20 protein-coding genes are annotated in these 26805 nt (G+C 66.7%); 6 read left to right on the top strand and 14 right to left on the bottom strand.

Going from position 1 to position 26805, the window contains the following annotated elements; all coding sequences use genetic code 11:
* Positions 1–512: 512 nt before the first annotated feature.
* The gene (locus tag NA11_RS13715; protein WP_245745862.1) at positions 513–869 is read left to right on the top strand and encodes a hypothetical protein; all 357 of its coding nucleotides are present in this window, start codon (positions 513–515) and stop codon (positions 867–869) included.
* A gap of 124 nt (positions 870–993) precedes the next feature.
* Positions 994–1281, top strand: coding sequence for an Rv0250c family protein (locus NA11_RS13710; RefSeq protein ID WP_069162231.1), 288 nt, complete (start codon positions 994–996; stop codon positions 1279–1281).
* A gap of 72 nt (positions 1282–1353) precedes the next feature.
* Here the strand turns inward: NA11_RS13710 and NA11_RS13705 are convergent, their stop codons facing one another.
* The 9 genes from NA11_RS13705 to NA11_RS13660 all read right to left on the bottom strand — a co-directional run bounded on the left by NA11_RS13705 (position 1354) and on the right by NA11_RS13660 (position 14940).
* Positions 1354–7368, bottom strand: coding sequence for a type I polyketide synthase (locus tag NA11_RS13705; protein WP_069162230.1), 6015 nt, complete (start codon positions 7366–7368; stop codon positions 1354–1356).
* On the bottom strand, positions 7361–8413 hold the full coding sequence (locus tag NA11_RS13700; RefSeq protein WP_069162229.1) for a serine hydrolase domain-containing protein: 1053 nt from the start codon (positions 8411–8413) through the stop codon (positions 7361–7363). The genes NA11_RS13705 and NA11_RS13700 overlap by 8 nt, the downstream gene beginning before the upstream one ends.
* A 24-nt stretch (positions 8414–8437) precedes the next feature.
* Positions 8438–9265 carry an ESX secretion-associated protein EspG gene (locus tag NA11_RS13695; RefSeq protein WP_069162228.1) on the bottom strand — a complete coding sequence of 276 codons (828 nt, stop codon included), beginning with the start codon at positions 9263–9265 and terminating at the stop codon, positions 8438–8440.
* On the bottom strand, positions 9262–10644 hold the full coding sequence (locus tag NA11_RS45605; protein WP_069162227.1) for a hypothetical protein: 1383 nt from the start codon (positions 10642–10644) through the stop codon (positions 9262–9264). The genes NA11_RS13695 and NA11_RS45605 overlap by 4 nt, the downstream gene beginning before the upstream one ends.
* Before the next feature lie 34 nt (positions 10645–10678).
* The gene (locus tag NA11_RS13685) at positions 10679–11074 is read right to left on the bottom strand and encodes a hypothetical protein (RefSeq protein ID WP_069162226.1); all 396 of its coding nucleotides are present in this window, start codon (positions 11072–11074) and stop codon (positions 10679–10681) included.
* 433 nt (positions 11075–11507) lie between these two features.
* Positions 11508–12341 (bottom strand): acyl-[acyl-carrier-protein] thioesterase, encoded by an 834-nt coding sequence (locus NA11_RS13675; RefSeq protein ID WP_084654587.1) that lies wholly within the window; start codon positions 12339–12341, stop codon positions 11508–11510.
* An 88-nt stretch (positions 12342–12429) separates the two neighbouring features.
* Positions 12430–13758 carry a DoxX family protein gene (locus NA11_RS13670; RefSeq protein WP_069162224.1) on the bottom strand — a complete coding sequence of 443 codons (1329 nt, stop codon included), beginning with the start codon at positions 13756–13758 and terminating at the stop codon, positions 12430–12432.
* A gap of 74 nt (positions 13759–13832) precedes the next feature.
* A complete protein-coding gene (gene def / locus NA11_RS13665) occupies positions 13833–14435 on the bottom strand; it encodes a peptide deformylase (RefSeq protein WP_069162223.1) in 603 nt (200 codons plus the stop codon).
* Between the two features lie 130 nt (positions 14436–14565).
* Positions 14566–14940 carry a nuclear transport factor 2 family protein gene (locus NA11_RS13660; protein ID WP_069162222.1) on the bottom strand — a complete coding sequence of 125 codons (375 nt, stop codon included), beginning with the start codon at positions 14938–14940 and terminating at the stop codon, positions 14566–14568.
* Between the two features lie 68 nt (positions 14941–15008).
* Here NA11_RS13660 and sigJ point away from each other — a divergent pair, with 68 nt between their 5' ends.
* Positions 15009–15863 carry an RNA polymerase sigma factor SigJ gene (sigJ, locus tag NA11_RS13655; RefSeq protein WP_069162221.1) on the top strand — a complete coding sequence of 285 codons (855 nt, stop codon included), beginning with the start codon at positions 15009–15011 and terminating at the stop codon, positions 15861–15863.
* Between the two features lie 247 nt (positions 15864–16110).
* Positions 16111–17316, top strand: coding sequence for a glycoside hydrolase family 76 protein (locus tag NA11_RS13650; protein WP_084654585.1), 1206 nt, complete (start codon positions 16111–16113; stop codon positions 17314–17316).
* Between the two features lie 78 nt (positions 17317–17394).
* On the opposite strand, the gene NA11_RS13645 is transcribed toward NA11_RS13650, so the two are convergent.
* The 5 genes from NA11_RS13645 to NA11_RS13625 form a co-directional block, all read right to left on the bottom strand.
* Entirely contained in the window at positions 17395–18627 is a 1233-nt protein-coding gene (locus NA11_RS13645) for a serine hydrolase domain-containing protein (protein WP_069162220.1), read from the bottom strand.
* Positions 18628–18668: 41 nt separating this feature from the next.
* The gene (locus NA11_RS13640; RefSeq protein ID WP_069162219.1) at positions 18669–19307 is read right to left on the bottom strand and encodes a DUF4097 family beta strand repeat-containing protein; all 639 of its coding nucleotides are present in this window, start codon (positions 19305–19307) and stop codon (positions 18669–18671) included.
* A 183-nt stretch (positions 19308–19490) separates the two neighbouring features.
* A complete protein-coding gene (locus tag NA11_RS13635) occupies positions 19491–20126 on the bottom strand; it encodes a class I SAM-dependent methyltransferase (protein ID WP_069162218.1) in 636 nt (211 codons plus the stop codon).
* 76 nt (positions 20127–20202) lie between these two features.
* Entirely contained in the window at positions 20203–21624 is a 1422-nt protein-coding gene (locus NA11_RS13630; protein WP_069162217.1) for a hypothetical protein, read from the bottom strand.
* A 326-nt stretch (positions 21625–21950) separates the two neighbouring features.
* Entirely contained in the window at positions 21951–22829 is an 879-nt protein-coding gene (locus NA11_RS13625) for an alpha/beta fold hydrolase (protein ID WP_069162216.1), read from the bottom strand.
* A 115-nt stretch (positions 22830–22944) separates the two neighbouring features.
* On the opposite strand from NA11_RS13625, the gene NA11_RS13620 reads away from it, so the two are divergent.
* Together NA11_RS13620 and NA11_RS46290 are read left to right on the top strand one after the other, a co-directional pair.
* Positions 22945–26262 (top strand): ATP-binding protein, encoded by a 3318-nt coding sequence (locus tag NA11_RS13620; RefSeq protein ID WP_218023294.1) that lies wholly within the window; start codon positions 22945–22947, stop codon positions 26260–26262.
* Positions 26259–26708: a LysR substrate-binding domain-containing protein gene (locus tag NA11_RS46290; RefSeq protein ID WP_084654584.1), complete on the top strand. Its 450-nt coding sequence runs from the start codon at positions 26259–26261 to the stop codon at positions 26706–26708. Before NA11_RS13620 ends, NA11_RS46290 begins: the two co-directional genes overlap by 4 nt.
* Positions 26709–26805 lie beyond the last annotated feature (97 nt).

Below are 26805 nucleotides of genomic sequence, written 5' to 3'. Positions count from 1 at the left end.
ACAAGTAATGGCGGTGACGTAGATCACATCTTCCGTTCACCAAAAGAACCATTGCCCCTTCAAGGCGCCGAATGTTAATGTCCATTCCTGCATAGCCCAATCATTGCTAGACAATCGAATCCTCACACAACCACCATCCATCGAGTGAGCATCTGGAGACCAGAATCGTTTCCTACCTGGTCAGAGCTCAATCAGTCAACTGACACCTCAGGGTAGCCAGACAATCGCCTATGTCAACCGGCTGCGATAAGGCACAGACCTCGATCACCAAGCACAGCGTAATCAGCGGCAGTCCATGCGCAACGAATCTTCGGTTACTGCCTGGCTGCTTGCTGTCCAAATGAAGATCAGAAACTTCAGAAACCACATCTTGACGACGATGTCCAGGAGCACACATGTTGCACTCTCGATTCGAATCAATCGGGGAAAGTTGCCACGATTCCTTCACACTCGCAGTCAACGCTGCGGAAGATTGCCTATCCAGGTCCCGATATAATCCGGCGGAGCTCGATGTGATCATCTCGACCTCGATCACGCGGAGCAAACACGCGACTCGCATGTATATGGAACCGTCGTTCGCCTCCTCGATCGGCGCGCACCTCGGCGCGAAAAAGGCGATTACCTTTGATATTTCCAGTGCCGGTGCCGGAATGTTGACCGGCGTCTACGTCCTCGACCGGCTTATCCAGTCAGGGGCAGCACGAAACGGCATGGTCGTCAGTCGCGGAGAGACTACACCGATCGCCGAAAACACAGTAAGAGAGATTACGGAGAAATACGAAGTGCAGTTCGCAGCACGGTTGGTGGGCGACTCGGGTTGCGCGATCGTGCTCGAAGGCGGCGTGATTCCGTTCTTACCGCCGATCTGACTGCTGGCGGCCCACACGCCTTGTCGCTGCCGGTTGCTCTCGATCTGGTCGCCGCACTCCGGCGTGCCCGCGCCGCAATCGGTGGGCAGCATCCTGACGAAGACCAAGAACACAGGAACTATTGATGACAAGCAGTGAAATCGCGGAGCTGCGCTTCGCGGTCGGCCAGCTCCGGCAATCCCTCGACGTACTGCGCAACCACTATGGCGATGCGAACATGGTGCGGCGACTGGAGAACGACCTCGAACGGCTCGCCTTCGACGCCGACGAGCTCGAGCAGTCGCCGCCGCCACAGGTGCAGCGCCGCCAAGAGCGGATCATCTACGTCCCGGACAGCAAGTCCGACGAGGCGGTCTGGATTTGTGCACAGGACGAGGGCATCGGATTCCATTCCCGGCCGCGGACCGAATAGCTGTCGCCGCCAATTCCTGCCCGCCGGCGCCGGCGCGAGCCCGCCTAGTGACCTGGCGCGTGACCCACCTGATCAATCCAGGGCTTCGCAGAGGTGGTTCGTCAATGTTGCGGCGGTGGGGTATTCGAAGACGACTGTGGTCGGGACGGAGATACCTAGTGCGGCGCGGAGGCGATTGCGGAATTCGACCGCGCTGAGAGAGTCGAAGCCGAGGTCCTTGAAGGATTGGTCGGGTCCGATTGCGTCAGGGCCGTCGTAGCCGAGCACTGCGGCTGCGGCTGAGCGTACGAGAGCGAAGACCTGGTCGCGTTTCTGTGCAGGGTCGAGTCCGGCTAGGCGGTTGGCCGCTGGCACGCCCGGCGTGACGCGTGACTTCGGCGCTGCTCGCACCAGGCCGCGGACCAGCGCGGGGAGGATCTCTCCGGATTGCATGGCGGCGATGTCGAGTCGGGCGGGCAGGACGAACGGGCGGCCGAGGCCGATCGCCTCGTCGAACATGTCGAGGGCCTCGGCGGAGGACATGGCGATGGATCCGGTTCGCTCCAGGCGAGCCCGATCCTGTTCGCGGAGATGGCCGGTCATGCCGGTGGCCGCTGCCCAGAAACCCCAGCCGAGTGCAACGGCGGGCAGGCCGAGTTGGTGACGGTGTGCGGCCAACGCATCGATGAATGTGTTGGCCGCGGCATAGTTTGCCTGACCGACGGCACCGGAGATGCCTGCGATCGAGGAGAACAGGACGAACATCGACAGGTCGGATTCGGCCGTCGCCTCGTGCAGGTGCCAGGCGGCGTCGACTTTCGGCCGGAGCACAGTCTCGAGCTGCTCGGGGGTCATCGAGTCGATCACCGCGTCGTCGAGCACACCTGCCGCGTGGATCACGCCGACCAGCGGCGGGTCGATCCGCGCGATCACCGCCCTGAGCGAATCACGCTGCGCGGCATCACATGCCACCACCTGTACGGCGGCCCCGAGCGCGCTGAGCTCGCTGTGCAGCTCGGTCGCACCGGGTGCGTCCATGCCACGGCGACTGAGCAGCACGAGGTTTCGGACACCGTGGCGACGCACGAGGTGCCGCGCGAGCGTCGCGCCGATGACGCCGGTGCCGCCGGTGATCAGGACGGTGCCTGCCTGCCGCTGTCGCGCGGGGATCATGAGTGCCAACTTGCCGACATGCCGCGCCTGACCGAGGTAGCGCAGGGCTTCCGGCGCACGACGGATATCCCAGCGGCCGACCGGCAACGGCTGGAGCACACCGGATTCGAACATCGCCGCGATGTCGGCGAGCCGCTGCTGGATCAGGTCGGGACCGACATCGAGCACGGTGAACGCCTGATACGCCACGCCGGGATGTGCCGCTGCGACGGTCGCCGGGTCACGGACGTCGGTCTTGCCCAGCTCGACGAACCGGCCGCCGCGGGGCAGCAGTCGCAGTGCGGCATCGACGAAATCGCCTGCGAGCGAGTCGAGTACGACGTCGACACCGGCACCGTCGGTGGTCGCGAGAAATGCCTGCTCGAACTCGACGGTGCGGGAGTTGGCGATATGGTCGTCGTCGAATCCGAGCGCCCGCAGCAGGTGCTGCTTGCCAGGGCTCGCCGTGACGAATAGTTCTGCGCCCCAATGCCGAGCCAGCGCAATCGCCGCCAGGCCGACGCCGCCGGTCGCCGCGTGCACCAGCAACCGCTCGCCCGGTGCCATCCGCGTCAAGTCACGCAGCGCGATGTAGGCGGTCAGGAACACCGCGGGCGTTGTGGCCGCTTCCGCGAACGACAGGCCGACCGGAATCGGGACCACCAACCGGTGATCGACGATCACCGTCGACGCGATCGGACCGAGCAGACCCATCACCCGGTCCCCCGGCGCAACCGTCGTGACGTCGGCGGCAACCTCGACGACGACACCCGCACCGTCGGCGCCGATTTCGGCGTGGACGTCGCTGTACCCGCCGAAGTCGACCCCGAAATCGGCGCTGGCTTCGGCGTCTACGACGAGCGCGATCATGACGTCGCGGAAGTTCAGCCCGGCCGCGCGAACCGCGATCCGGATTTCGCCGTCCCACAGCGCCCGTTCCGGCTCCGGCAGCGCCGCCAGGCGCAGGTTGGTCGACTGGAGCGTTCCGGTACCTGCCGTCCGCAACTGCCAAGACCCGGCATCGACCAGCTCGGAATTGCCGACCAAGTCGGTGCGGGCACGAACAAGCCTTGGCGCGTAAGCGATTCCGCGCCGGTACGCGAGCTGTGGTTCGTCGCAGGCCAGTGCCGCCGCTATCGCAACGCGGCGGTGTACCCAGTCGTCGACGTCTACGAGTGTGATTCGCCCAGGGTGCTCGTTCTGCGCACTCCGCAGCAGCCCCCACACCGGTGCGTGCACGAGATCTGCCACGTCCTCGCCGCTGTGCACCGCGACCGCACGACAGGTGACGACCACGAGCGTGCTGTCGTCGTCCCGTTGGCGCCACCGCTGGATCTGATCGAGGATCTCGGCCAGCCGCGCGCGTACCGCCCGTGGGAGATCGCCGTCGGTTACCGGCGTTGCTTGGCAACGTAATACGTTGGGAGCCTGGCCGCTTCGGCCGCCGCGGTGCTCCGGAATCGCGACAGGCAGCCAATCGATGCCGAACACCGACTCGCCAGCCAACTGCCGTCGGTCGATCGGCCTGGTCACCAGCGACTCGATCCTGGCGACGACGGATCCGGCGGTGTCGGACAGTGTCAACGTGGCGCGGTCATCGGCCGCTATCGTCGCGTGCACACGCAGGGCTGTCGCGCCTGTTGAATACAGCTCGACGCCCTCCCAGGCGAACGGCATGCTCACCGTCGCGGCGTCGCGACTGGCGAACTGCTCAATCAGTACGTGCAACGCCGCGTCCAGCAGTGCCGGGTGCATGCCGAATCCCGCTGTGCTGGAAGGGAGTGGCGCAACAACCTCCGCGAAGAGCTCCCGGTCCGCGGCCGAAGCGCCCTTCACCCAAACAGCACGCAGCCCGCGGAACACCGGCCCGTATTCGTAGCCGCTGGCCGCGGATCGTTCGTAGAAGTCGGCGACGTCGACCGGCGTTGCGTCTTCCGGCGGCCAGGCCGCGACCACCGGCGGCGAACTGGTGGTGCGGGTGGATACCGCGCCGGAGGCGTGCAGCGTCCACTGCGCCGATTCGTCGGTTCGCATGTAGCACCGGACCGGTCGCCTACCCGAAGACTCCGGCGTGCCGAGGACCGTTTGCAGCTGCACCGCACCGGATTCGGGAACGGTGAGCGGCGTGTGCAGCACGAGTTCGGACAGCGACGGGCACCCGGCCCGCGTGCCTGCCGACAGGACAAGCTCGACCGTCGCGGCACCCGGCAACAGCACCGTTCCGGCGACGGCGTGGTCGGCCAGCCAAGGCTGGCGGTCGACGGACACCTCACCGGCGAACGTCATTTCGCCGGATTCGGGATGCTCGACTACCGCATCGATGAACGGGTGCACGGCACCTGCCCCGCCCTCGTCGGGCGCGAGCCAGAATCGGTTGTGCTGGAACGGGTAGACCGGCAGATCGACCCGCTGTGGTTGCCGCGCTTGGAGATAGGTCCGCCACGAGGCGGTCACGTGCGCCGCGGAAAGGAGGAAGCGTCGCAGGCCACCCTGATCGCGCCGCAGCGTTTCGACGACCGTGACGTCGTCGGTGTCGAGCGTTTCCTCGATGCCGACGGTCAGCACCGGGTGCGGGCTCACCTCGACGAAGCCGCGGTACCCATGCTCGTAGGCGGCTCGTATCGCTGACTCGAATCGCACCGGCTGCCTGAGGTTTTGGAACCAGTATCCGGCGTCCATCGTGGTCGGGTCGAGCAGTCCGCCGGTGACCGTCGAGAAGAGCGGGACACTCGGGGCAGCGGTTTCGATGTCGGCCAGTGCCGACCGCAAGTCGGCGGCGATCGAATCGACCTGTGCCGAATGCGCGGCGTAGTTCACCGGAATCTGTTTGGCACGAAGGTCGTTGGCGTCGCTGTGCGCGAGAAGTTCCGCGACGGCGGCCGCCTCACCGGCGACCACGGTCGAACGCGGGCCGTTGATCGCGGCGACACCCAGTCGACCGGGCCACTTTTCGACAAGCACGCCGACCTCGTCGACCGGTTGCGGCACCGAAACCATGCCGCCGTCGCCTGCGATCGCGACGAGCGCGCGGCTGCGCACGATGACGACGCGTGCGGCGTCGGCAAGCGACAGCGCGCCCGCGACGTAGACGGCGGCGATCTCGCCCTGCGAATGACCGACCACGGCGGCCGGTTCGACACCGATCGACTGCCACAGCCGGGCCAGCGAGGTCATGACAGCGAACAGCACCGGCTGCACCACGTCGACTCGTTCGAGTCCTGGCGCATCCGGCTCGTTTCGCAGCACGTCGAGCAGCGACCAGTCGACCAGGTCGGCGAACACGGCAGCGCATCGGTCGATGTGCTCGGCGAATGCCGGTGCGGTGTCGAGCAATTCGGCCGCCATCCGCACCCACTGCGACCCTTGGCCTGGGAACACGAACACGGTGTCGCCGGGTGGGATGCCGTTCGTGACGACGTTCTCAGCCGCTTGCCCCTCGGCGATCGCGGTGAGACCCGCACGCAGTTCGTCGCGGTCCGTGCCGACGACGACGGCCCGGCAGGCGAGGCTCGCCCGGCCGGTCGCCAGCGACCACGCGACGTCCACCGGTTCGTGGTCGAGCACCGCAAGCAGCCGGGAAGCGTACTCCGCCAACGCTTGTCCCGTCTTCGCCGACAGCGCGAGCGGAACAACGCCAGGCGGCCGACGCTGCGTCGATGTGGCGGCCGTTGACCCGGCGGGCGCCTGTTCCAGAATCACATGAGCGTTGGTGCCGCTGATGCCGAACGCCGAGACACCCGCGCGACGAACGTGCGACCCCGCAGGCCATGCCGTCGGCTCGGCCACCACCCGCACCGGGCTGGCGGACCAGTCGACCGCGGTGGTCAACCGATCGGCATACAGTGTCGGCGGGACCGTCCCGCGCCGAATGGCCTCGACCATCTTGATCACCCCGGCGACGCCGGCGGCGGCCTGCGCGTGACCGATATTCGATTTCACCGAACCGACCAGCAGCGGTGTTGTGTCCGAGCGCTTTTCGCCGTAGGTCGCGATCAAGGCGGCCGCCTCGATCGGGTCGCCGACCGTGGTTCCGGTGCCGTGCGCCTCCACGACGTCGACATCGCCAGGCGTGAGCCCGGCGTCGGCGAGCGCCTTGCGGATGACCCGTTCCTGCGCGGGGCCGCTCGGTACCGTCAGTCCGTTCGAAGCGCCGTCCTGGCCGGTCGCCGAGCCGCGAAGCAGGGCGAGCACCGGATGACCGTGCCGGCGAGCGTCGGAAAGTCGTTCCAGGACAAGTACGCCGACGCCTTCACCGATCCCGAACCCGTCGGCGGCGGCCGAGAACGGCTTGCTCCGGCCGTCTTCGGCGAGCGCACCGAGCTCGGCAAGCCCGAGGATGGCGCTCGGCGAGCTCAGCACCGTCGCGCCACCGGCCAGCGCCAGCGTGCAATCACCGGTCCGCAATGCCTGCGCCGCAAGGTGGATCGCGACGAGCGACGAGGAACATGCCGTGTCCACGGTGATCGCCGGACCCGCCAGCCCGAGCGAGTACGCGACCCGCCCGGATGCGACAGCGGCCGAGATGCCGGTGGCGAGGTGCCCCGCAAGGCCCATGCGCTCGGAAGCGACCCGACCGCCGTAATCCTGTGCGACGACGCCGAAATAGACGCCGGTTTCCGTCCCGGCAAGCGACAGCGGATCGATGCCGCTGCGCTCCAAGGCTTCCCACGAGGTCTCGAGCAGCAGCCGCTGCTGCGGGTCCATCGCCACCGCCTCGCGCGGGCTGATGCCGAAGAACGCCGCATCGAACGCGTCCGCCGCATCGAGGAAGTTCCCGCGCCCGGAGTTGACCGTGGCCTGCAGCCTGGCCCGATCCCAGCCCCGATCGGTCGGGAATGCCGAAGTGGCACTGTGCCCTTCGGCGGCGAACAGCCAGAGATCCGCCGACGAGGCGATGCCGCCCGGATACCGGCACCCGATGCCGACGATCGCGATCGGGTCGGCCTGCTCAGCCATCGACGAACCTGGGGTAGAGCGCCCGCACGAGCTCGAGCGCGATCTCCATGCTGATGGCGTCGACGTTCGCCGACACGTTGGTCACAACGGCGACCGACGCATCCTCGGCGGGATAGCGGTACACCGCGCAGGACGCACCGGGCATGATGCCGTTGTGGCCGACCAGCGCGCCGAGTCGCTGCACGCCGAGCCCGTACCGATGGAAGGCCCGCCTGCGGTCCAGGTGCGTCGACGTCAAGCGCGCACGCTGCAGGTCCTCAGACAGCAGCGTCCCGTCGGCGAGCTCGCGCACCCAGATCAAGAGGTCGTCGACCGTCGAGGTCATCGCGCCGGTCGCCCACAGGGCATTGGGGTTCATGTCGCCGAGCCTGCGCAGCGTTCGACCGTCGGGCATGAGCGCGTAGGACGTCGGATGAGGGTCGGGAAGCTTTGCGACCGACGGGAATTCGGTGCTCGTCAAGCCGGGCACCGCAGCGACGACAGCGCCGTTGATCACGTCGGCGGCGGGCTTGCCGGTCACCTGCTCGAGCACGAGGCCGAGCAGGATGTAGTTGCTGTCGCAGTAGTCTGCCTTGGCCCCCGGCTCGAAAGCCGCAGGCCTGCTTCGCATCAGGTCGACCTTGCGCTCCTGCGGCCAGTCCGCGTCCGGCGTGTCGAAGGACAGTTCGTCGCGCGTCGGCAGCCAGTCCGGCACACCGACAAAGTTGGCGACACCGGACGTCATGTTCAGCAGGTGCCTGATCGTGATGCGCGCACCGTTCGGGATGCCGGGGACGAACGGTTCGAGCGTGTCGTCGAAACCGAGTAGGCCACTGTCGATCTGCTGCAGTACGGCGGTCGCGGTGAACGACTTCGTGACACATCCGACGCGGTAGTGGTCGCCGAGGCGAAACGGTTCGCCGGTGGCCAGGTCCGCGACGCCGAGCGCAAGCTCCCACCGCTGATCGCCCACTTCGACGACCGCGCCGAGACCGGGCAGGCGCTGCTCGTAGAACTTCGTCTCGAGGAGGAACTCGAGCGTGTCACGCGCCATCTCGTCGAGCATCACACTCCCTCTGCGTAGCCATGATCAGAGGACTCGGAAGTCGCGTTCCGCAGGCCGATTCTCCCGGATCCGCTGGACCAGTTCGACAACCCGCTGGTTGACGAACCGCTCGAAGGCCTTGTCGTCCACCGGAATCGCGATCGGATTCGGCTTGGGCTCGATCAGGTAGCGGCCGTCGTCGACGAGGTCGCGCCAGCGCACGAGATAGCCACGACGGTCCTGAATCCAGTGCGCCCCGCTGCCCGGCTCGACCTTCAGCTCGCCGATCTGGGTCGCCTTCGCGTTGCGCCAACGGTCGGAGCGCGTTTGCGGCGGATCGATCGCCTCGAGCACCTGCGAGGAGCCGTAGCTGTAATCCATGTCGTCCGACTGCGCCGAGATTGCGTTCGACTGTTCCGAGAGGATCGGAATTTCGCCCTGTTTACCGCGCTCGACCTTCGGCAGCTGGCCGATCACCGCCTTTGCCAGCCCGGCGACGTCGGTCTCGTAGACGTCGATGTCGCCGCCGCGGTCGGCAGTCTCGCCAGGTTGCTGGACCAGGACCACCGCATAGCCCTCGCGCCGCAATCCGACGACACGTGTCATCGCCGACATGTCCGTCTCGTCATCGGGCGACTCGCCCGCCGCCCAGATGACGATGTCCGGGTTGACCGCTGCCTCCCACAGCTGCTCCGCGTCGGCAGGCAGATACTGCAGAAGCCGTTCAGCTGTCGCCCTTTTCGCGCGGTAGTAGTCCTCCTCGTACTGGTGCGTCGGCCAGTGGGTCAGCGGGAACGGCAGCTTGTCGTTCGACATCAGCTCCCACAGCACCACGAGCTCGAGCGACGTCAGCCGCCCCCGATGAACGGTCATCCTTCGACGACTGGCTTCGACGTCACCGGGGCATCGCCGAGAGCTTCTTCGATATGCTCGACGGAGTCGAGGTAGTCCGCCCGCTTGTGCTCCTTGTTCTGACCGTGGGCACCACCGGGTGAACCCGCGGCACCTGGCGAACCCGGCATACCAGGAGTAGCGGCCAGGCCTGCCCGGCCGAGTGCCGAAGCAGCCGTTCCGGTGACCGACGCCCGCGGGAACAGCTTCGAAACCTCCGTGCCGAGCGCGCTGGTCGGCGCACCGGGCCCGCCGAGCTTGCCGGGACCGGGACCTGGGCCGCCTGCCTTCTTGTTCAGCTCCTTGCTCAGCTCAGGATTCAAACCGGCCAGCGAGCTGGGCAAACCTGCCGCGCTTGCGGTCTGCAGACCCTTTTCCGCCGCCGCCTGCTGCGCGGCCGACAGACCCTTTTCCGCCGCCTGCTGCGCGGCCTGCAGGCCCTGCAGTCCAGCCTGCTGGGCTGCCTGCGCCTTCTGCTGCGCGGCCTGATCTGCCGCCCGCTGCTGGGCCTCTTTGTTCTGCCTGGCGATCTCCGCCGCCCGGTCCTTGGCGTCCTGTTCCGCCCGCTTGCGCGCATCGTCGAGTTGCTGCTGCTGTTGTTTGAGCGCGGCCTTGTTCAACCCAGGTCCTGGCCCGAGTTTCACACCGGGTCCGGGAGGTCCGGGAGGCCCGGGGGGACCAGGAGGACCGGGGTTACCAACCTGCGTTGGGTCAGGGAGCCCCTGCGTCACCGGTTGCGGCAGCGGGAATATCGGCATGGCCGCGTCCACGGACTTCCCGCCGGCAACGAAGACCTGGTTCATGACGTCGTTGGCCCGCTGCGTGAGCAGTTGCCGCATTTGGTTACGTGTCTGCTCGTTGTCGTACTGGCCGGAGCTCGTCACGATCGACTTGCCGTTGGCCAGGTTGCCCTTGCCGTCCGGGATATTGTTTCGCGTGGTGTCGAGGAAATTCGCCGAGTAATCCAGACTGTTCGCGACCGCGTTGATGACGGTGGGGAGCGCTGACAACTGATCGGCGTAGCGCTGCACCGCCGCCGACGCGATGCGACCTCCCTCGGAATCCCAGGAATCGACGATCGTCGCTTTCACAGCGTTCGAGAATTTGCCGGCGAGTTCGGCCAGTTTGGTGCCGTGCCCGCGCCAACTGTTCGCCATTCCGCGTACCGATCCGGTATTGATCGAATCGCGGAATCCGACAAGGGTGTCCAGGTCCTTGCCGTATGTCTCCCAGGCGATTTGGCCGTTCTCGGTCGCAACCGACTTGTCGCCGAGCACGGTGGTTTTGTCGTTGCCCGCGTTCTTCGGCTTGAACTCTTCCAGGTTGTATCGCTTCGGATTGTTCGGTGCTGAGTCACCCATTGGTCACCTCCATGGCGCAAGGACAGTCGGAATCCTACGACTTCGGCCGGAGTTCCTTGATCGCCGTCTCGTACTTGGAAAGCTCTGCGGCAGAGGCTTTTTCGTTTTCCAGGTAGGCGCGACCGGACGCGATGAAGGTCTCCATCATGTCGTTGACCATCTCACGGTGCTTCGTCAGCGCGTGATGGAGCGAGGAGTCGCCGGTGGTCGCGCGGTCGTTGTAGCGCTTGGCGAGATCGTTCGCGTTCGTGATGTTGTTGCCGAAACCCTGGGTGTTGGCGAGCTTGCTTGCGTTGCCGATCGCACTGTTGAGCTCAATGATCATGTCACTGCACAGCTTGGCGCAGTTCTGCGCGGCGTCTGGCTTCAGCCGGATGTGGCGTCCCTTCGCGGCTTTGGTGAGGCCGTCGAATTCGCTGTCGTCTGCCATCGGTCGATCCTTCTACGACGGAGTACTCGGAAAAATGGGGTCGGCCCAACCCTGCACGGACTGGCACAGGTGGCTGTCGAAGTGATTGTTCGGCGCGCTATCGCTCCAGGAGAGCACCAGACCGGTGGTCTCCCCCCGCCCGGCCTCGCATGCGCTGGCATCGTTGTACGAAGTCACCAGCAAGATCGCACCCACGTCGTTCATCCTATCGGACAACCCCTACCGCCGACTCGTCCAGCGATCGAGCTTTGGAGACCGTTAACATTCCTCGAATCCGAGCAATACACCATTCGTTGGGTCGATGAAACCCGCAACATTTCTTGGCTTGACGACCGGCCCGAACGGGTATGGCCTGATGCGCGTTCACGCGGTCGAATCGCGCCCCCTCGGGGCTGCCTTCTCTCTCAGCACATTCCGCGCGGGTTGGCTGAGGCTACCGGCCACGGCTGTGTTCAGGACTCAGCTTGTCTACTGTCATGGTAGTGACGATTCGGTCGTCGACGATCATCCAGATCTGGAGCTGCTCGCCGTCGCGGCGCCGCCGAACGATCACGTCGGATCCGGGCGCGATCGGGCGCAGGTAATCGATCACGGCGCGATGCGGGGCATCGAGAATATCTGGGTGCTCGACCAATTCGTCCTCGACGACTACCCAGTACGCCGCATTGTTCACGTGCTTGAACGGGTCGAAGTCCGCGGTGCGGAGGATATGGCTGCGGTCAGCGGGCATACCGGGATCATGGTCGGGCACTGCTCGCGGACTCATCGGCATTCGTAACCGATGGTTGTCGTTCATCGAACTCAGCCACGCGAACCCGCCGTCGCTGATTCTCGTCGGCATGCCGTTCTCGTTCACATTGATCCAGAAGGCCTCGGTTTCCACGAGGCCGTCGGGGCGCTGCACCGGATTGAGGCGACTTGTTTCATGGGTCGCGGTCATTCGCACGCGCATATTCGCCCATCGCGTCGACAGTCCGGAGCACCATCGCTGCAAGGTAACCGTGGCAGGCCAGGAGATCGGTTCGATCACGTCGATCACGGTGCGCCTGACGACCCAGAAGGGGTCGGTGTTCGCGAAGTCCGTGGCTTCCAGATTGTCGTTGGCGACATCCTGGAGGTACCGAGCGACGCCGTCCAACCGCAACCGCATCTCTTGATCGATGTCACCGGCGCGAACGCGATAGTTCGCTTCGAAATACGGTGCCTCCGGCGTGCGGTCGGCCAGCGGTTCGTGCACTACTTCCAGACGCGCCTGCTCGAGCATCATGCTCCTCTCGCTTGTGCGGACAAACGCTGCGCTGGGCAGGATCAAGCTCGTCGATCGCGATTGCCGAAGAGTAGCTCATGGGCGGGGCTCACCGGTTGTAGGGCGTCTCCTGGACCCAGCTGAAGCCGCGTTCGAGCAGCGGGAAGGACTGCGGATCGAGTTCGGTGAACCAGGCGTGGATGCGGTGCCCGGCATAGTCGTCGGCGTCGATGACCATGCGGCCGGGTTCGGGCCACCAGTAGGTGAGCCGTACCCGGATCGGGGTCTCTTCGAAGGTGCCGAGGGCGATGCGGTGGCGCAGGTCGATGTGGTGGCGCTTCGGGTCGATGGTGCCGCCGTACACCTCGAAGGAGTCATCCATGTGCTGGATGGTGAGCACCATCGGGTCGGAGACGTGGAAGGGGCGGTCGATAATGACTCGGCGCCAACGCAATTCGTCGGTCAGCAGCGGGTCGCGGGCATAGCCCTCGGAGGAGAAGCCGTCCACTCGGTAGATGCCGTACAGCTCGGGGGTCTCCTTCGACCACTGCCGCCAGTTCTGTGCCCCGATCACGCCGAGCAAGAGCAGGCCGACCACCAGCTGTGCCACGAGCGCGATCCGGTTGGCCCGCGCGGAACCGAACAGCGGCACGGGCCGGGTCGCCTGCGTGGGACGGCCCGCGAACAGCGCAGCCAGCAACCGGCGCCCATACGGTGCGAGCAGGAACAGGCTCAGCAGCAGAAACTGCGACGAGACTGTTTTCAGGCGGACGTCATAGGTCATATTCAGCAGGAACACCTGCGTCATGTCCACCGCGCAAAGCAAGGCCCCAGCAGCGGTGGCCCTCGGCACGAGCAACAGCAGACCTGCCAGCAATTCCGCTGCGCCGAGCGCGATTTCATACGGCTGCGACACACTGATCTGCGACCACAGCACGCCTTGCGGGCTGAAATTGCCGTAGGGCTCCACCAACCGGTTCAGCACGAACGGCATCTGGGTCGGGATCGCCTTGGCCATCCCGAAATAGAACATCGCCAGCGCAAGGACGAACCGCAGCGACAGCTGAGTCCAGGCGAACAGCCGGGTGTAGCTGGCCCGTCGGCGATCCAGCACCGACCATGCCGCCGTGGCCACCGCGGACAGCACCACCAGGAGGAACAGTCCGGTCCACTGGAACGCGCTGTCGCTGCCCACCTGCGTGCTCGTCACCCGCAGGCCGAGCACATGGGTGGCGGTCCATTCGATCGGCGGGCGCGCGAGGGTGACAACGTGCAGCACCGAGCCCGCTTCGATCCCCAAGCCCGCCAACAGAATCGGGATCAGCCCGAGCACACCGGCGAGGCCGATCGCACCGAAATAGCACACACCGAAACGAAATCCGATGCGCGTCAGCGGATGCCAGTGCGCCTCGACCGCTGCCTCGTCGTCCTGCGGCACGGAACCCTCCCCACGTCGAGCAAACTACGCCGCGACAGTAGAGAGGGAGCCTTAACGAGGACCGGTAACTCCGCTTAACAAGCCTGTGCCCGCTCCTCGCGGTCTGCCAGCACAGCGTCACGGTTCTGCGCCATTTCGGCCAGGACGTCGGCGCGCTCCGCATCGGTGAGGTGATCGATGTAGAGCGTGCCTGCCAGATGGTCGGTCTCGTGCTGCAGGCATCGGGCGAACAGTCCGGTGCCCTCGAGCGTGACGTCGTTTCCGTGCATGTCCTTGCCCCGCACGATGGTGTGGGCGGCGCGGGCCAGCTGTGCCACCGGGCCCGGTACCGAAAGGCAGCCTTCCCTGCCGACGATCTGCGGCTCGGTGGTGACATTCTCGAGCACCGGGTTGCAGATGTGGCCGACGTTGCGGCGGCTCTCGTCCTCGGCGGTGTCGTAGTCATCCGGGCAGTCGTAGACGAAGACCTGCAGATCGACGCCGATTTGGTTGGCGGCCAAGCCGACTCCACGAGCGACGTACATGGTGTGGAACATGTCGTCGACGAGTCGAGCCAACGCTTCGGTCCCGAACTCGGTGACATCGCGGCAGCGCTGGTGCAAGACGGGATTGCCGACCTCGGTGATCGCGTGGTACGAGCCGCGTGTCGAGGCCTGGTTGGTGTCGGGCGTAGTCATGCCGTCCTTCGTACGATGTCCGAAAAGCTTCGCGCGCCATACTATTTGCCATCGATCAACGACACGTCATGCTCCGATCATCGGGTAGTGCGAGGGGTGTCCCGCACCGCAGGTTGTTCACAGCGGTTGCTCAGAACATGCCGTGCGGGTTGGCCGCGGTTTCCGGGACCGGCTGGACGACATCCCAGTGCTCGACGACGAGGCCGTCGCGGATACGGAGGATGTCGACAATCGCCATCGTCGATCCGTCGGGCCAGGTGAGGCTGCTGTGCACTGCGACGAGGTCGCCGTCGGCGAGGACGCGCCGGGTGGTGGATTCGGCGTGCATCATTGCCTGGCCCTGCGGCGAAGCGAGGAAGTCGAGGAACGCTTCGCGGCCGGTCCTTGCTGCGGGATCGTGCGGGACAACAGGGTTGTGCGAGCGGAACTCGTCGTGCAGGAGGGCCGAAGCGGCGGACAGGTCGTGCTTGTCGAACATGAGGTGCAGCAGTTTTTCGACGATCATTCGGTTGCTCATGTAGGACAGACGGATTCGGGCGGCCCCGCGTCACGCGCTGGTACGTTCGACTTGCGATGGCAGAGGATCCGTTCGAGCTCGACCGTGCCGCACTGTTCGGTGTCGCCTACCGCATGCTCGGCACCCGAAGCGATGCCGAAGACGTGCTGCAGGAGGCGTGGCTGCGCTGGCATCGCGTCGATCGCAGCACCGTCGAGAACGCGCGTGCCTATGTGTTTCGGCTTGTCGCCAACGAGTCCATCGACCACTTGCGGCGGGCGCGGGCACGGCGGGAAGACTACGTGGGCCCGTGGCTGCCGGAACCGCTGGTCGGCGACCTCGCGGAGGCGGTCGCGTTGCGGGAATCCGCATCAGTCGGGCTACTGCTGTTGCTCGAGACACTCACGCCGGATGAGCGGGCGGTATTCGTGCTGCACGAGGCATTCGATTTCGCGCACGCCGAGATCGCCGAGTTGCTCGGCCGCAGCGAACGCGGGGTGCGGCAATTGGCGTATCGCGCCCGCCAGCGCGTCAAAGCCCGCCGACCGCGCCAGGAGCCGGACAACGGCGACCACCGCGAACTCGTCGCGGGGTTCATGGCCGCCGCCGTGCATGGCGATATCGAAGTGCTGGTGAAACTCCTTGCGCCCGATGCCGAGTTCCGCGCCGATGCCGACGGCCAGCGGGAGACACCGCGGGCGCCGATGTACGGCGCGGTCGCAATCGCCGAGTGGTTCCGTATCGCGGCGCCGTTCTGGCCCGCAGCGCTGCGCGTCGATGTCACCTCGGTGAACGGCGGTCCCGGCGCGCTGGTCACCGGTGGCGGTGTGCCGTTCCTGGTCGCCGCATTCGAGGTCGACAGCGCAGGGCACGTCGTGGCGCTGTACGCGGTGCTCAACTCCGCGAAGCTTGCTGCCGTCAGCGCGCCATAACGCGCATTGGCCACAGCATTTCCGGGCGACGCGGCAATTCACCGGCAAAAGAGTTGAACGTTGCTTTACGTAGATCAGAAACGGTCCGTGAATTCACGAAGAAATCAGCGCGAACTAGCAACTCGGTCCCGTGTCTTAGCTCACCACGGGCGCTGAGCGTCGTGCCGTCGTGGTTTTAGCGAGATAAACTCGCAGTGCACGGTTTCCAGCTTTAATGATCGTTGTTCAGCAAGGGGAGTCCGAGCGAATGGAACGCCGGGACAAGGGGCTGAGCCGGCGCACCCTCTTGTATGCCGCCGGTACCGGGATCGCAGTCACCGTGCTGTCGCGGCCGATACAGGCGGCGCCGATCACCCGGCAGGTGTCCGCGGGAGCCGATACCTGCGGGCAACGGGTGGACTTGGCGGAACAGGCCATTGTGACGCGGCACGTGCGCAGCCTGTGGGGTCTGCCCGGGGTGCGGCTCGGTGTGTCCGATTGGCCACGCCCCTTGGCGGAACAGTCCTTCCTGCAATGGAATTACTGGTGGCAAGCCCACCTGCTCGACTGCGCGGTGGACGCCGCGCACCGCGACCGCACCGTAGCGCGCATCGATCGGGTCGCCGCACTCGCGCGCGGCATCCGCACCCGCAATCTCACCGGCTGGACCAACCGGTACTACGACGACATGGCCTGGTTGGCGCTGGCGCTCGAACGCGCCGACCGGCTGCTCGGCATTCGCTTCGGCGATGCCGTCGGAGATCTGCGGGCCGCCTTGCTCGGCGGCTGGAATCCGGACGTCGGCGCGGTGCCGTGGCGGATCGGCGACGACTACTACAACACCCCGTCGATCGGTCCGACCGGCATCGCGTTGGCACGGCTTGGCGAGCTGACCTGCGCCGGTCGCCTCGCCGAATTCCTGCACACCCGATTGCGCGACACCGACAGCGGGCTGATCCTCGACGGCGTCCACGAACCCGGCGCCCGCGTGAACCGGGCCATCACCACCTACTCGCAGGGCGTCGCCATCGGACTGGAAACCGAACTGGCCCTGCGCACAGGGGAATCCGAGCACCGTCGGCGCGCCGCCGCGATCGTCGCAGCGGTCGAGGCGAAGCTCACCAAGGACGGCGTGATCACCGGCGCCGCCGGGGACGACAGCGGGCTGTTCATGGGCATCCTCGCCCGGTATCTCACCGTCGCCGCCTTGTCGCTCGGCGACACCACCGCCGCGAACATCGTGCACGCTTCGGCGCGGGCGGCCTGGGAGCATCGCGCCGAGGTGGACGGCCTGCCGCTGTTCGGCGCCGACTGGACCCGCGCCGTGACGGTTCCGGCGCATGGCGGAATCTTCCCCCAGCTCTCGAACGCGTTCACACCGCCGCCCGCCAACCAGAGCCGCGATCTGTCGATCCAGCTGAGCGGGTGGATGCTGCTCGAAGCCGACTACCAGCTGACCGCCGCGGGGTGCTGAACCCTCTTCCTACAGAAGACGTTTCACTACAAATGGAAAGACCCTCCCACCGAAGGCTCAGCGGGAGGGTCTTTGTCATCAGAGGCAGGAACGGACCGCTTTGGCCAGACTGGCCGCACGCGGATCGTCAGGCGGGAAGTGCCAGTGGTTGGTGACGTAGCCGAAGCCGACACCAGCGTCCGGGTCCGCGAAGCCGATCGAACCGCCGGAGCCCGGGTGACCGAACGAACCCGGCCCGACCATCGGGAGAATCACGCTGGAGCGCATGAAGCCGAGTGACATGTAGAAGGAACGCTCGGCCGGGATGTCCAATTCCGGTGGCAGCCCGTACATCCGAGTCTTGTCGGTCTGCACGACGGTCATCCGCTCGACAGTGGACGGCTCGAGCAGCCGCATCCCGTCGATCTCGCTCACCGTTGCCGCATACATCCGCGCCACCGACTCCGCGTCGGCGACCATGTTCGCGGCCGGGAATTCGGCTGCGCGCCAAGGACGCTGGGTGAAGTAATCAGAACCGTTGTCGATGGCGCCGCCGAGATCGGCCGCGCGCATCTGGATCGAGCCGGGACTGAACATGGCGGTGATCCATGCGGTGACCGTTGCCGCGTCGAGCCCGGACGTCGCGACCATCCCTGCGGTCAGCTCCTCCACACTGAACGGCGCGGCGAACTCGAGCTTCGCCACCCGCGCCTCCTCCTGTTCGGGCAGCCCGATCCAGGCGCTCAGTCCGAGCGGCGCCGCCACCTCGTCGGCGAAGAACGTGCCGAGCGACTTACCGGAGATCCGACGCACGACCTCACCGACCAGGAACCCGAAAGTCATAGCGTGGTAGACGTGTTCGGTCCCCGGCTCCCACAGCGGCTTCTGCGCCTCGAGTGCACGGATGACCGGATGCCAGTCGAGCGCCTGCTCGTAGGTCAGCGGTCCGTCGATCGCAGGCAGACCTGCCTGGTGGGAAAGCAACCAGCGCACCGGAATTCGTTCCTTGCCTGCGGCGCCGAACTCCGGCCAGTACTCGACCACCGGTGCATCGAGATCCAGCAGACCCCGCTGTGCAAGCAGATGGGCACAGATCGCCGTGGCACCCTTGGTCGTCGACGCGACCTGGACAATGGTGTCCGCGGTCCACGGCCGGTTCGCCGCGCGGTCGGCTTGCCCTGCCCACAGGTCGACGACTTTGCGGCCGCCGACGTAGACGCAGCACGCCGCGCCCACTTCGCCGGGTTTGCCGTCGAAGTTCGCATGGAACGCGTCGGCGACCTTTCCCCAGCCGTCCTCGACACCGGATGTCCTGCTAACTGCACTTGTCATGACGTAGTCCTTCTTCAGAGTCTCGGTAGCTTCAGGTCGGTTCAGACCAGGACGGCGTGGCGGATGATGATGTTGCCGAAGGAGTTACGTGCGTGGACGCGGACGGTTTCGGCGTTGGTCGGGTCGACCGGTTGCATCAGGTTCTGCACGGTGCCGCTGGTGGCGTTGACTTCCAGCTGCACGGCGCTGCCCGCGGCGATTCCGATCTCGAGCTCGCCGTAGGAGGTTTCCAGCCGCAGCTCGCCTGCGGCGGCGTCGTGAATGTGGATGTCGCCCTTGGCGACCTTGGCGCTGACCGCACCGCGGGGGCGTTCGACGGTGATGTCGCCCGCCGCGACTTCGAGGTCGGTGTCGGCGAATTCGCCGACGGCCACCAGCCGGCCGACGCCGGAGCCTGCTGTGAGCAGTGAGCCGGTGGGCACCTCGATGAGCACCTCGATCGAGGGGTTGCCGCCGAAGGGGGTGTGGGTGCGCCAGTCCTTGGATGCTTTGACCGTCAGGGTGCCTCCGGTGAAGTCGACACGGGTCTGCTCGGCGGCGCGCACATCGGCCTTCTTCGAGGGATCGGCGGGGTTGACCTGCACGACGGTGTCGGTGCGGTCCGAGGCCCGCACGGTGAGCTCACCGGAGAGGATGTCGGCGATGACGGTGATCGGTGCCAGGGTCTGGAAAGTAGGCATTGCAGTACTCCTTGCTGCGGCAGCCCCTGCGGCCGGTGTGGCCGTGAGTGCTGCGTTGTCGATGTGAGTACTTTCGCCAGACCGGCTGATACCGACCTGACAGCGATCTGACACGCCAACTGACACGGTCGGCGGGCAGTGCACACCTCGCGTAGTTGCGACCGACCGCAAGGTCGGGACGACTCACACAGGACGGCGGCAGTAGACGAACACGTGGGGCTCGGGGGTGGCGCCCTCGTAGTCCGGGGTGAAGGTGGTCTCCCGCGCTTCGACGACTTCGAGACCTGCGCCGCGGAGACGGTCGAGGAGATCGGGAGCCGCATAGCTGCTCACCACGGCCGGGTGGCCCATGAAGACGATGTCGACCTGTTCGAGGTCGGCGGGGACGGTGGCGAAGATCAGGTAGCCGCCCGGTCGCAGCCAGCTCGCCATGCGCGCCAACGAGGCGTCGATGTCCGCGCGAGTCATTTGCAGCAGCGGGAAGAACGCGCAGACGGCCGCCGAACTAGAAGGCTCGACCGAGTATTCGCGCACGTCTGCCTGATAGAAGGTGGCACCGGGCACCTGCCGCTTGGCGGTATCGATCATGACAGGGGAAACATCGATACCCACCACCCGAAACCCATTGTCGGACAAGGTACGTGCGGTGGGCACCCCAGTGCCGCTCCCGACGTCCAGCACCTCCGCGCCCGCAGGCAAGCGCGCAGACAACCACTCGAGCGCAGCGCGCTGCTCGGGAAGATCCCGATAGGACCGCTCGTAATCGGCGCCGAGGATATCGAAGAGGCGAGCCGCGGGCAGCGGAGCATCGGACGTCATGGATCTCAGACTCCCAGAATCCTCCGTGCCGAGCAGACGGTTACGCGGAAGCCGGAGATGATCGCGGTTGGCCCCGCTATGCGCCGGAGTCGCTCGTGTCGATACGGAGCGGGTGTAAGCCCCACGAGGCGGCGACCTTTGTCGCTTGATTCGCTAATTCTGTTGCGGAACGGGACATCTCCGGTTTGAGGCTTTCCAGGTTCCAGTGGATTCGTTCGCCGGCTTCCGAGAGCCAGGTCGCCAGTGCGACAGGTTGTTTGACGGCGGTGGGGAGATCGAGGCCTTGCACTACCGCGCGCTTCATATGCAGTAGCGGGGTGGACTCGCGGAGTTCGGGGGCGATGAAGTCATCGAGAACACCCATGTTGGAACACATTCCGATGGTGATCGGCGGTGTCTCCAGTAGCCGGTGCACGACGCCCTCCGGCAGGAAGTCGATCAGGTCGGGTGGCATCTTGCGCGGGCGCGAGAGAACGCCGCCACCCACCGTGTCGGCGGCGGCGAACGCGCCCTTGCTCGCTGCCCGGAGCGCGGTCAGGTCGTGATTGTCCAGCCAGTCACGCTGCACCACCACCGGCACCCTGGTGAAGGAGTTCGCGTCACTTTGGTTGTGCTCGCGCAGGATTCGGACGGCGGGCGTGAGCACCGGCGGGATGCCGTCGATGAGCGGGCAGTTGCGCAGCAGATCGGCGGTGAGCGCAAGGTACAGCGTGTTGGCGGTGCCGCCGTCGCGCGCCGCGATCGCCCGCCACTGTGCTGCGTCGAAGGTGAGCACCGCCGACTGCTCCTGCCATTCGGCGGAACCCTGCGCGGTCTTGGGTTCCCGGGTGGTCAACGCGGTGACGACGGCCTTGCGATGCAATGGATCCTGGTTTGCGCGGCGCATCTCCGAAAAGGCCTGCTTGGCAATGGTGGTGGCGCGGTGCATGCCGTCGGCAAGTTCATCGCGGAAGCCGACAGCGGTGGCCAGCGCACCCTTGGTGGCCCGCTCCGGATCGACAAGCCCGGCCTCGGCCATCAGACCTGCGTGACCATCGGCGACAGCGTGTGACTTGCTGAGGCAGACGATCATCCCGCCGGAACTGGTCGGCACGGCAGACAGCCGCCAGCCGTAGCCCGCGTCGGGATCGAGCGGGAACTGCGCCTGACGGTTCGCCCATGCCATGGCGTCGGCATCCGGTATCGGATCCGATTCCACCGACAGTGGCAGCGCCGAATCGGTCGGCACCCACCGCGCGCGGGCGAACGGCACCGCAGGGCGGCGCACGCGTCGCGTCAGCGGCCCCGCCTTCAACAGTGTGTACATCGCATTCAACTGCGCATCGGAAAGCCTGCGCTCGACGAAGGTCAGCGTCTGAGTAATGACGGGCAGTCCATAACCGTGATGCAACCGCAAGAACGCCTTGTCGGTGAGATTGACGTAAACCGGAGCGGCTCCGCCATTTCGGAGAGCAGTTTTTCGTCCGGTCTGCTTGCTGTCGCGAGAGATGGTTGCCATCGTCGCTCCTGGTGAGATGCTGCCCGTTTCCGATATATGGCCCCGGGCCGTTGATTAGTGACATACACGCAGGTGGAGCCGCATCCGCGTCGCTCGACCGCTGCGTCGACCTTGCCTCCGCCATTTCTGCGGCCGATACGGACAACATTGTCACCGGCATCGCACAATTACGGACAAACCACCTGTAGAAGCGGAGAGGTTTCCTCGACTACAGGTGCTCGTCGCCAATGTACAACCACCACTCGGGGAATTGGCGAGTGATGATTGCCACATCAATATTGCGTCAACATTCCGGCCGGGACTTCGGCTCGTCGCGACGAAATCCGTCAACGCGCGAGCAGTGCTCGCACGGCGTCGGTGACGGTGGCCGGCGACTCCTCCGCCATGAAGTGACCGCAGCTGACGGTGTGGTGCTTCAGGTCGGGCGCCCAAGCGCGCCAGCGGCTTTCGGCATCGAAGCCGAGGGCAGCGCCCCAATCCTGTTGCAGGACAGTGACCGGCATGCGGAACTGGTTGCCCGCGGCGCGATCGGCCTGGTCGTGCTCGAGGTCGATGCCTGCGGACGCGCGGAAGTCGGCGACGATGCTCGGCACCGCGGCGGCGCTGGCGTGCAGGTAGGCGGCGCGCACCTCGGCCGGAATCGCGGCGGGGTCGCCGGACCACATGTCGAGAAAGTGGCCGAAGAACGCGTCCGGAGCGGCGGCGATCAGCTGCTCGGGCAGGCCGGGCGGCTGTGCCATCAGGTACAGGTGGAAGCCGACGGCCGCCGTGACACCGCGCAGCACCTCCCACATGTCCAGGGTGGGCAGCGTGTCGAGTGCGGCGAGATGGGTGACGGCGTCGGGATGGTCGAGTCCGGCGCGGATCGCGACCAGGGCGCCGCGATCGTGCCCGGCGAGCGCGAACCGCTCGTGACCGAGGGCGCGCGCGACGGCCACGGCATCCGCGGCCATGGTCCGCTTCGAGTAGACACCACTGTCGGTCGCCGCCGGCTTGTCGCTGTCGCCGTAACCGCGCAGGTCAGGGCAGATGACGGTGTGATCGGCGGCCAGGTCGGCCGCGACGTGGCGCCACATCAGATGGGTCTGCGGGAACCCGTGCAGCAGCACGATCGGGCGGCCCGCGCCGCCCACTGCAACGTTGAGCTCGACGCCGTCGGCGACGGCGATCCGCTGGTAGTCGAATCCGGTAATCTTCGATGTCATCGGGTGTCCTTCCAGTGTTCGTCGGTGACACCGGACAGTCTTTGCTCTGGCACTCAGCATCTGATCAGCAGCGACTGAGTACGGCTGCTCTCGTCGAAAGGATCGGACCCGTCGCGTGGCGCAGCTGAGCTTCGGGGTGCTCGGTCCCCTTCGCGCCGAACGGGCCGGGTCGACACTGGCCTTGAAAGGGCCGCGGCACCGTGCGGTGCTCGCGCGCCTGCTCGTCGCACGGGGGCGCATGGTCTCGGTGGACCAGCTGATCGACGACCTGTGGGAACAACCGCCGCGCGGTGCGGTCGGCGCGATCCAGACCTTCGTCGCCGATCTGCGCAGGGCACTCGAGCCGGAGCGCCAGGCCAGGACCCCGGCCGAGGTCCTGGTGACGGCCGCGCCGGGCTACGCGCTGCGCACCGCCCCGGATGCCGTTGACGCGGACCGCTTCGCTGCCGCCGTCCGCCACACCGCCGAGCTGCTGGCTGCCGGACAGGCCGATGCCGCGTTGCCGACGATCGATGCGGCGCTCGACCTGTGGCACGGACCTGCCTACGCGGAGTTCGCCGAACAGGGTTGGGCGCGTGCCGAAGTCGACCGGCTCGACGGCCTGCGACAGCTCGCCGTCGAACATCGCGCCGCCGCGCTGGTCGATCTCGCGCGGCCGGCCGAGGCCATCTCGGGGCTGGAGTCCCTCGTCGCCGAGCACCCGTTGCGCGAACACGCTTGGCAACTGCTCGCCATCGCCATGTACCGATCCGGCAGGCAGAGTGATGCTTTGGCTGCACTGCGGCGCATCCGCGAGTTTTTGCGCACCGAGTTGGGCGCCGACCCTGGTCCCGAGCTGCGACAGGTGGAAGCCGACATCCTGGCGCAGGCACCACAACTACTGCCGACGACCAAGACCGCTCGAACCGCTGTGCATAGAAAGGGTTTTGTCGGTCGGAGCTCCGAGTTAGGGGCGCTCCACCGTGCCGCCGACGACGCCGTCCGGCACGGTCACGCGCAGCTGGTGTTGCTGACCGGCGAGGCAGGTGCCGGGAAAACCGCTCTGGCCGAGGAGCTCTCGACCGCATTGGCGGCCGACGGCTGGATCACCGCACGTGGTGAGAGCCCGGCCGACCTCGGCGTGCCACCAGGCTGGGCGTGGACCAGAATCGTCGCCGCGCTGACCGCCGCGGGAGTCGCATCGCCCCCGACGAATCCGCCGACTCCGACAAGTGCGGATACACCGACGCCGACGGGTGCACTGGCGCTGGCGGATACACCCTTCCCAACCGACGCTCCGCCGCCGACATGGGCACTGGCGCCGACGGATGCGCCCGCCCAGATGGATCTCGCCGAGGCACGGTTTCTGTTCCACCGCAACGCAGCTGAGCGACTGGCGGCGTTGGCACGCCGTGCGCCCTTGCTGCTGGTATTCGACGACGTGCACAACGCGGGCGCCGAAACCCTCGACCTACTCACCGCGCTGATCGTCGGCGGCATCACGGCCCCGGTGCTGGTGCTGGCGACCTACCGCAGCACGGAGATCAGTGCCGAACTGACCGCGGCACTGGGCAAGCTGGCGAGAACGGAACCGGTCCGGGTGTATCTGACCGGACTGTCCGAGGCCGATACCGCTGCCCTCGTGCGTGCGATCGCCGGACCCGACCTCGCGGCGCCCGCCGCGGCGGGAATCCACCGGCGCAGCAACGGAAATCCGTTCTTCGTCCGGGAACTGTCCAGGCTGCTCCGCGACGAGGGAGCCACGGCGCTCGACGCCATTCCGGCCGGTGTGCGTGAGGTCATCCGGCATCGCCTGGCGCAGTTGCCGCAGCCCGCCCAGACCGTGGTCGCCCAGGCTTCCGTGCTCGGCGAGGACGTCGACCGCGAGATCCTCCTCGAGCTGACCGGCGACGCGGAACGCACCATGGACAGCCTCGAAACTTCGCTGGCAGCAGGTCTGTTCACCGAGCGACCCGACGGCACGCTGCGCTTCACCCACACCCTGGTGCGCGACACGGTCTACCACGACATCAGCGGACCACGCCGCGCACAGTGGCACGGACAGCTCGCCACACTGCTCGAAAGAACAGGCACCACAGAGGTTTCCGTGCTCGCGCACCATTTCACCCGCGCACACAGCCGAGCCACCGCGGCGGCCGCCGCTCGATATGCCAGCGCCGCCGCGCTCGACGCCGAGCAGAAATTCGCCATCGCCGAGGCCGCACGCCAATGGCGAGCCGCCCTGGACGCTTTCGACCGCATGCCGGAGCCCGACCTGTCCGCACAGCTCGAGGCCACCACCGGACTAGCCAGGGCACTGGCGGTGACGGGTGGGCTCGCCGAGGCTCGCCATTACCGCGCACTGGCCGTCACGCGAGCCGAGCGGCAGGGTGATCCGACGCTGACCGCCCGCGTCATCAGTGCGTTCGACGTCCCCGGCGTGTGGACGACCAACGACGATCCCGAGCTGGCCAGCCAGCTCGTCGCGGCGGCCGAACGCACCATCGCCGTGCTGCCCGCCGAACACCGTGAGCTGCGCGCACGGTTGTGCACGACCGTGGCCATGGAGCTGCGCGGCGCCGCCGACGATCGCGGCCTGCGCGCCGCCGAGGAGGCCGAGACGATCGCCAGGAAGCTCGGCGATCCGGCGCTGCTGGCGTTCGCGCTCAACGGCCGTTTCATGCACACCTTCCAGCGAACCGGACTGAGCGCGGATCGCGCCGGCATCGGCGACGAGCTCATCGCACTCGGACGGCAACACCGGCTACCAACCTACGAGGTGCTCGGCCACCTCATCGGCATCCAAACAAACTGCGCAACAGGTGATCTCCCTGCGGCGGCGGCCAACGCGACGGCCGCGGACGGGCTCGGCACCGAGTACGAGTTGCCGATGGTCGGCATCTTCACCCGCTGGTTCGGCGCGCTGCGCACCGCGATCACCGGCGGCCACGACGAAGCGGCGGCCGCTTACCGGTCCGCGGCCACCGCGCTCGCAGGCAGCGGCATGCCGGGCGTCGAACAGGGCCTACTCCCCCTCGCCCTGCTCTGCCTGCGCCTACGACACGGACTGGCACTCCGCGACGACTTCGCCACCGCCGCATGGGGACCGCACGAGCCATGGGTCCGGCCGATCCTCCTGCTGGACAAGGGCCTTCGCGACGAGGCAGCCGTAGCCCTGCGCGCGACACCGCAATCCCCGCGTGATCTGCTGCTCGAGCTGCGCACCTGCCTCACCGCCCGCGCCGCCGCCGCGCTCGGCGACGAACCCTTGATGCGCCGCTGCTACGACCAATTACTTCCTGCCGCAGAGGAACTCGCCGGAGCAGGCACCGGGCTACTCACGCTGGAGCCCGTCGCCACCTACCTCGCCGAACTCGCCACGACCCTCGGCGACTCCACGGCCGCAGCGCTCCATCGTCGGCAAGCAGACACGCTCATCCGTCGCGCACGCTGACACGGCATCCGGCCACTCACGGGACAAGCAATCGCTCCTGCTCGACCGGCGGCGTCGCGCTGCCCGCCGCGCACCCGCTCGCCCGCGGCGACTACGTCGACGTCGCCGATCTGCACGGGCAACACTGGATCGCAGGCCCGACCACCGTCGACGACTCGCTGATGGGCGTCTGGCCCGGCCTGGACGAACGGCCGGAGATCGTCCACACAGCCCGCGACTGGCTGGCCAAGTTGCAGCTCGTCGCGGCCGGGTGCGGACTGACCACCGTGCCTGCGGTGCTCGCACCCGCCGCACCGGTGGGCGTGCGCGTGCTGCCGGTACGCGGCGGCCCGCAAGAACATCGGCGGCTACTGCTCGCCCACCTCCCCGACCCACTCACCGACGCGGCCGCCAGGACCGCCGCGGCCTTCCGAACAGCAGCGATCGAGCTTGACACGGTCCGCTAGCCCCTGACACACGGCAGCAAAGCCGCGCGTAGCGTGGGGTTGCTTACAATTCGCTGTGCCGCGATGTGGTAGCTACACAACCGACCTAGTCTGACGT

Source organism: Nocardia altamirensis NBRC 108246 (genome assembly GCF_001612685.1).
Classification (GTDB): Bacteria; Actinomycetota; Actinomycetes; order Mycobacteriales; family Mycobacteriaceae; genus Nocardia; species Nocardia altamirensis.
This window is presented reverse-complemented; position numbering and strand designations above follow the sequence as displayed.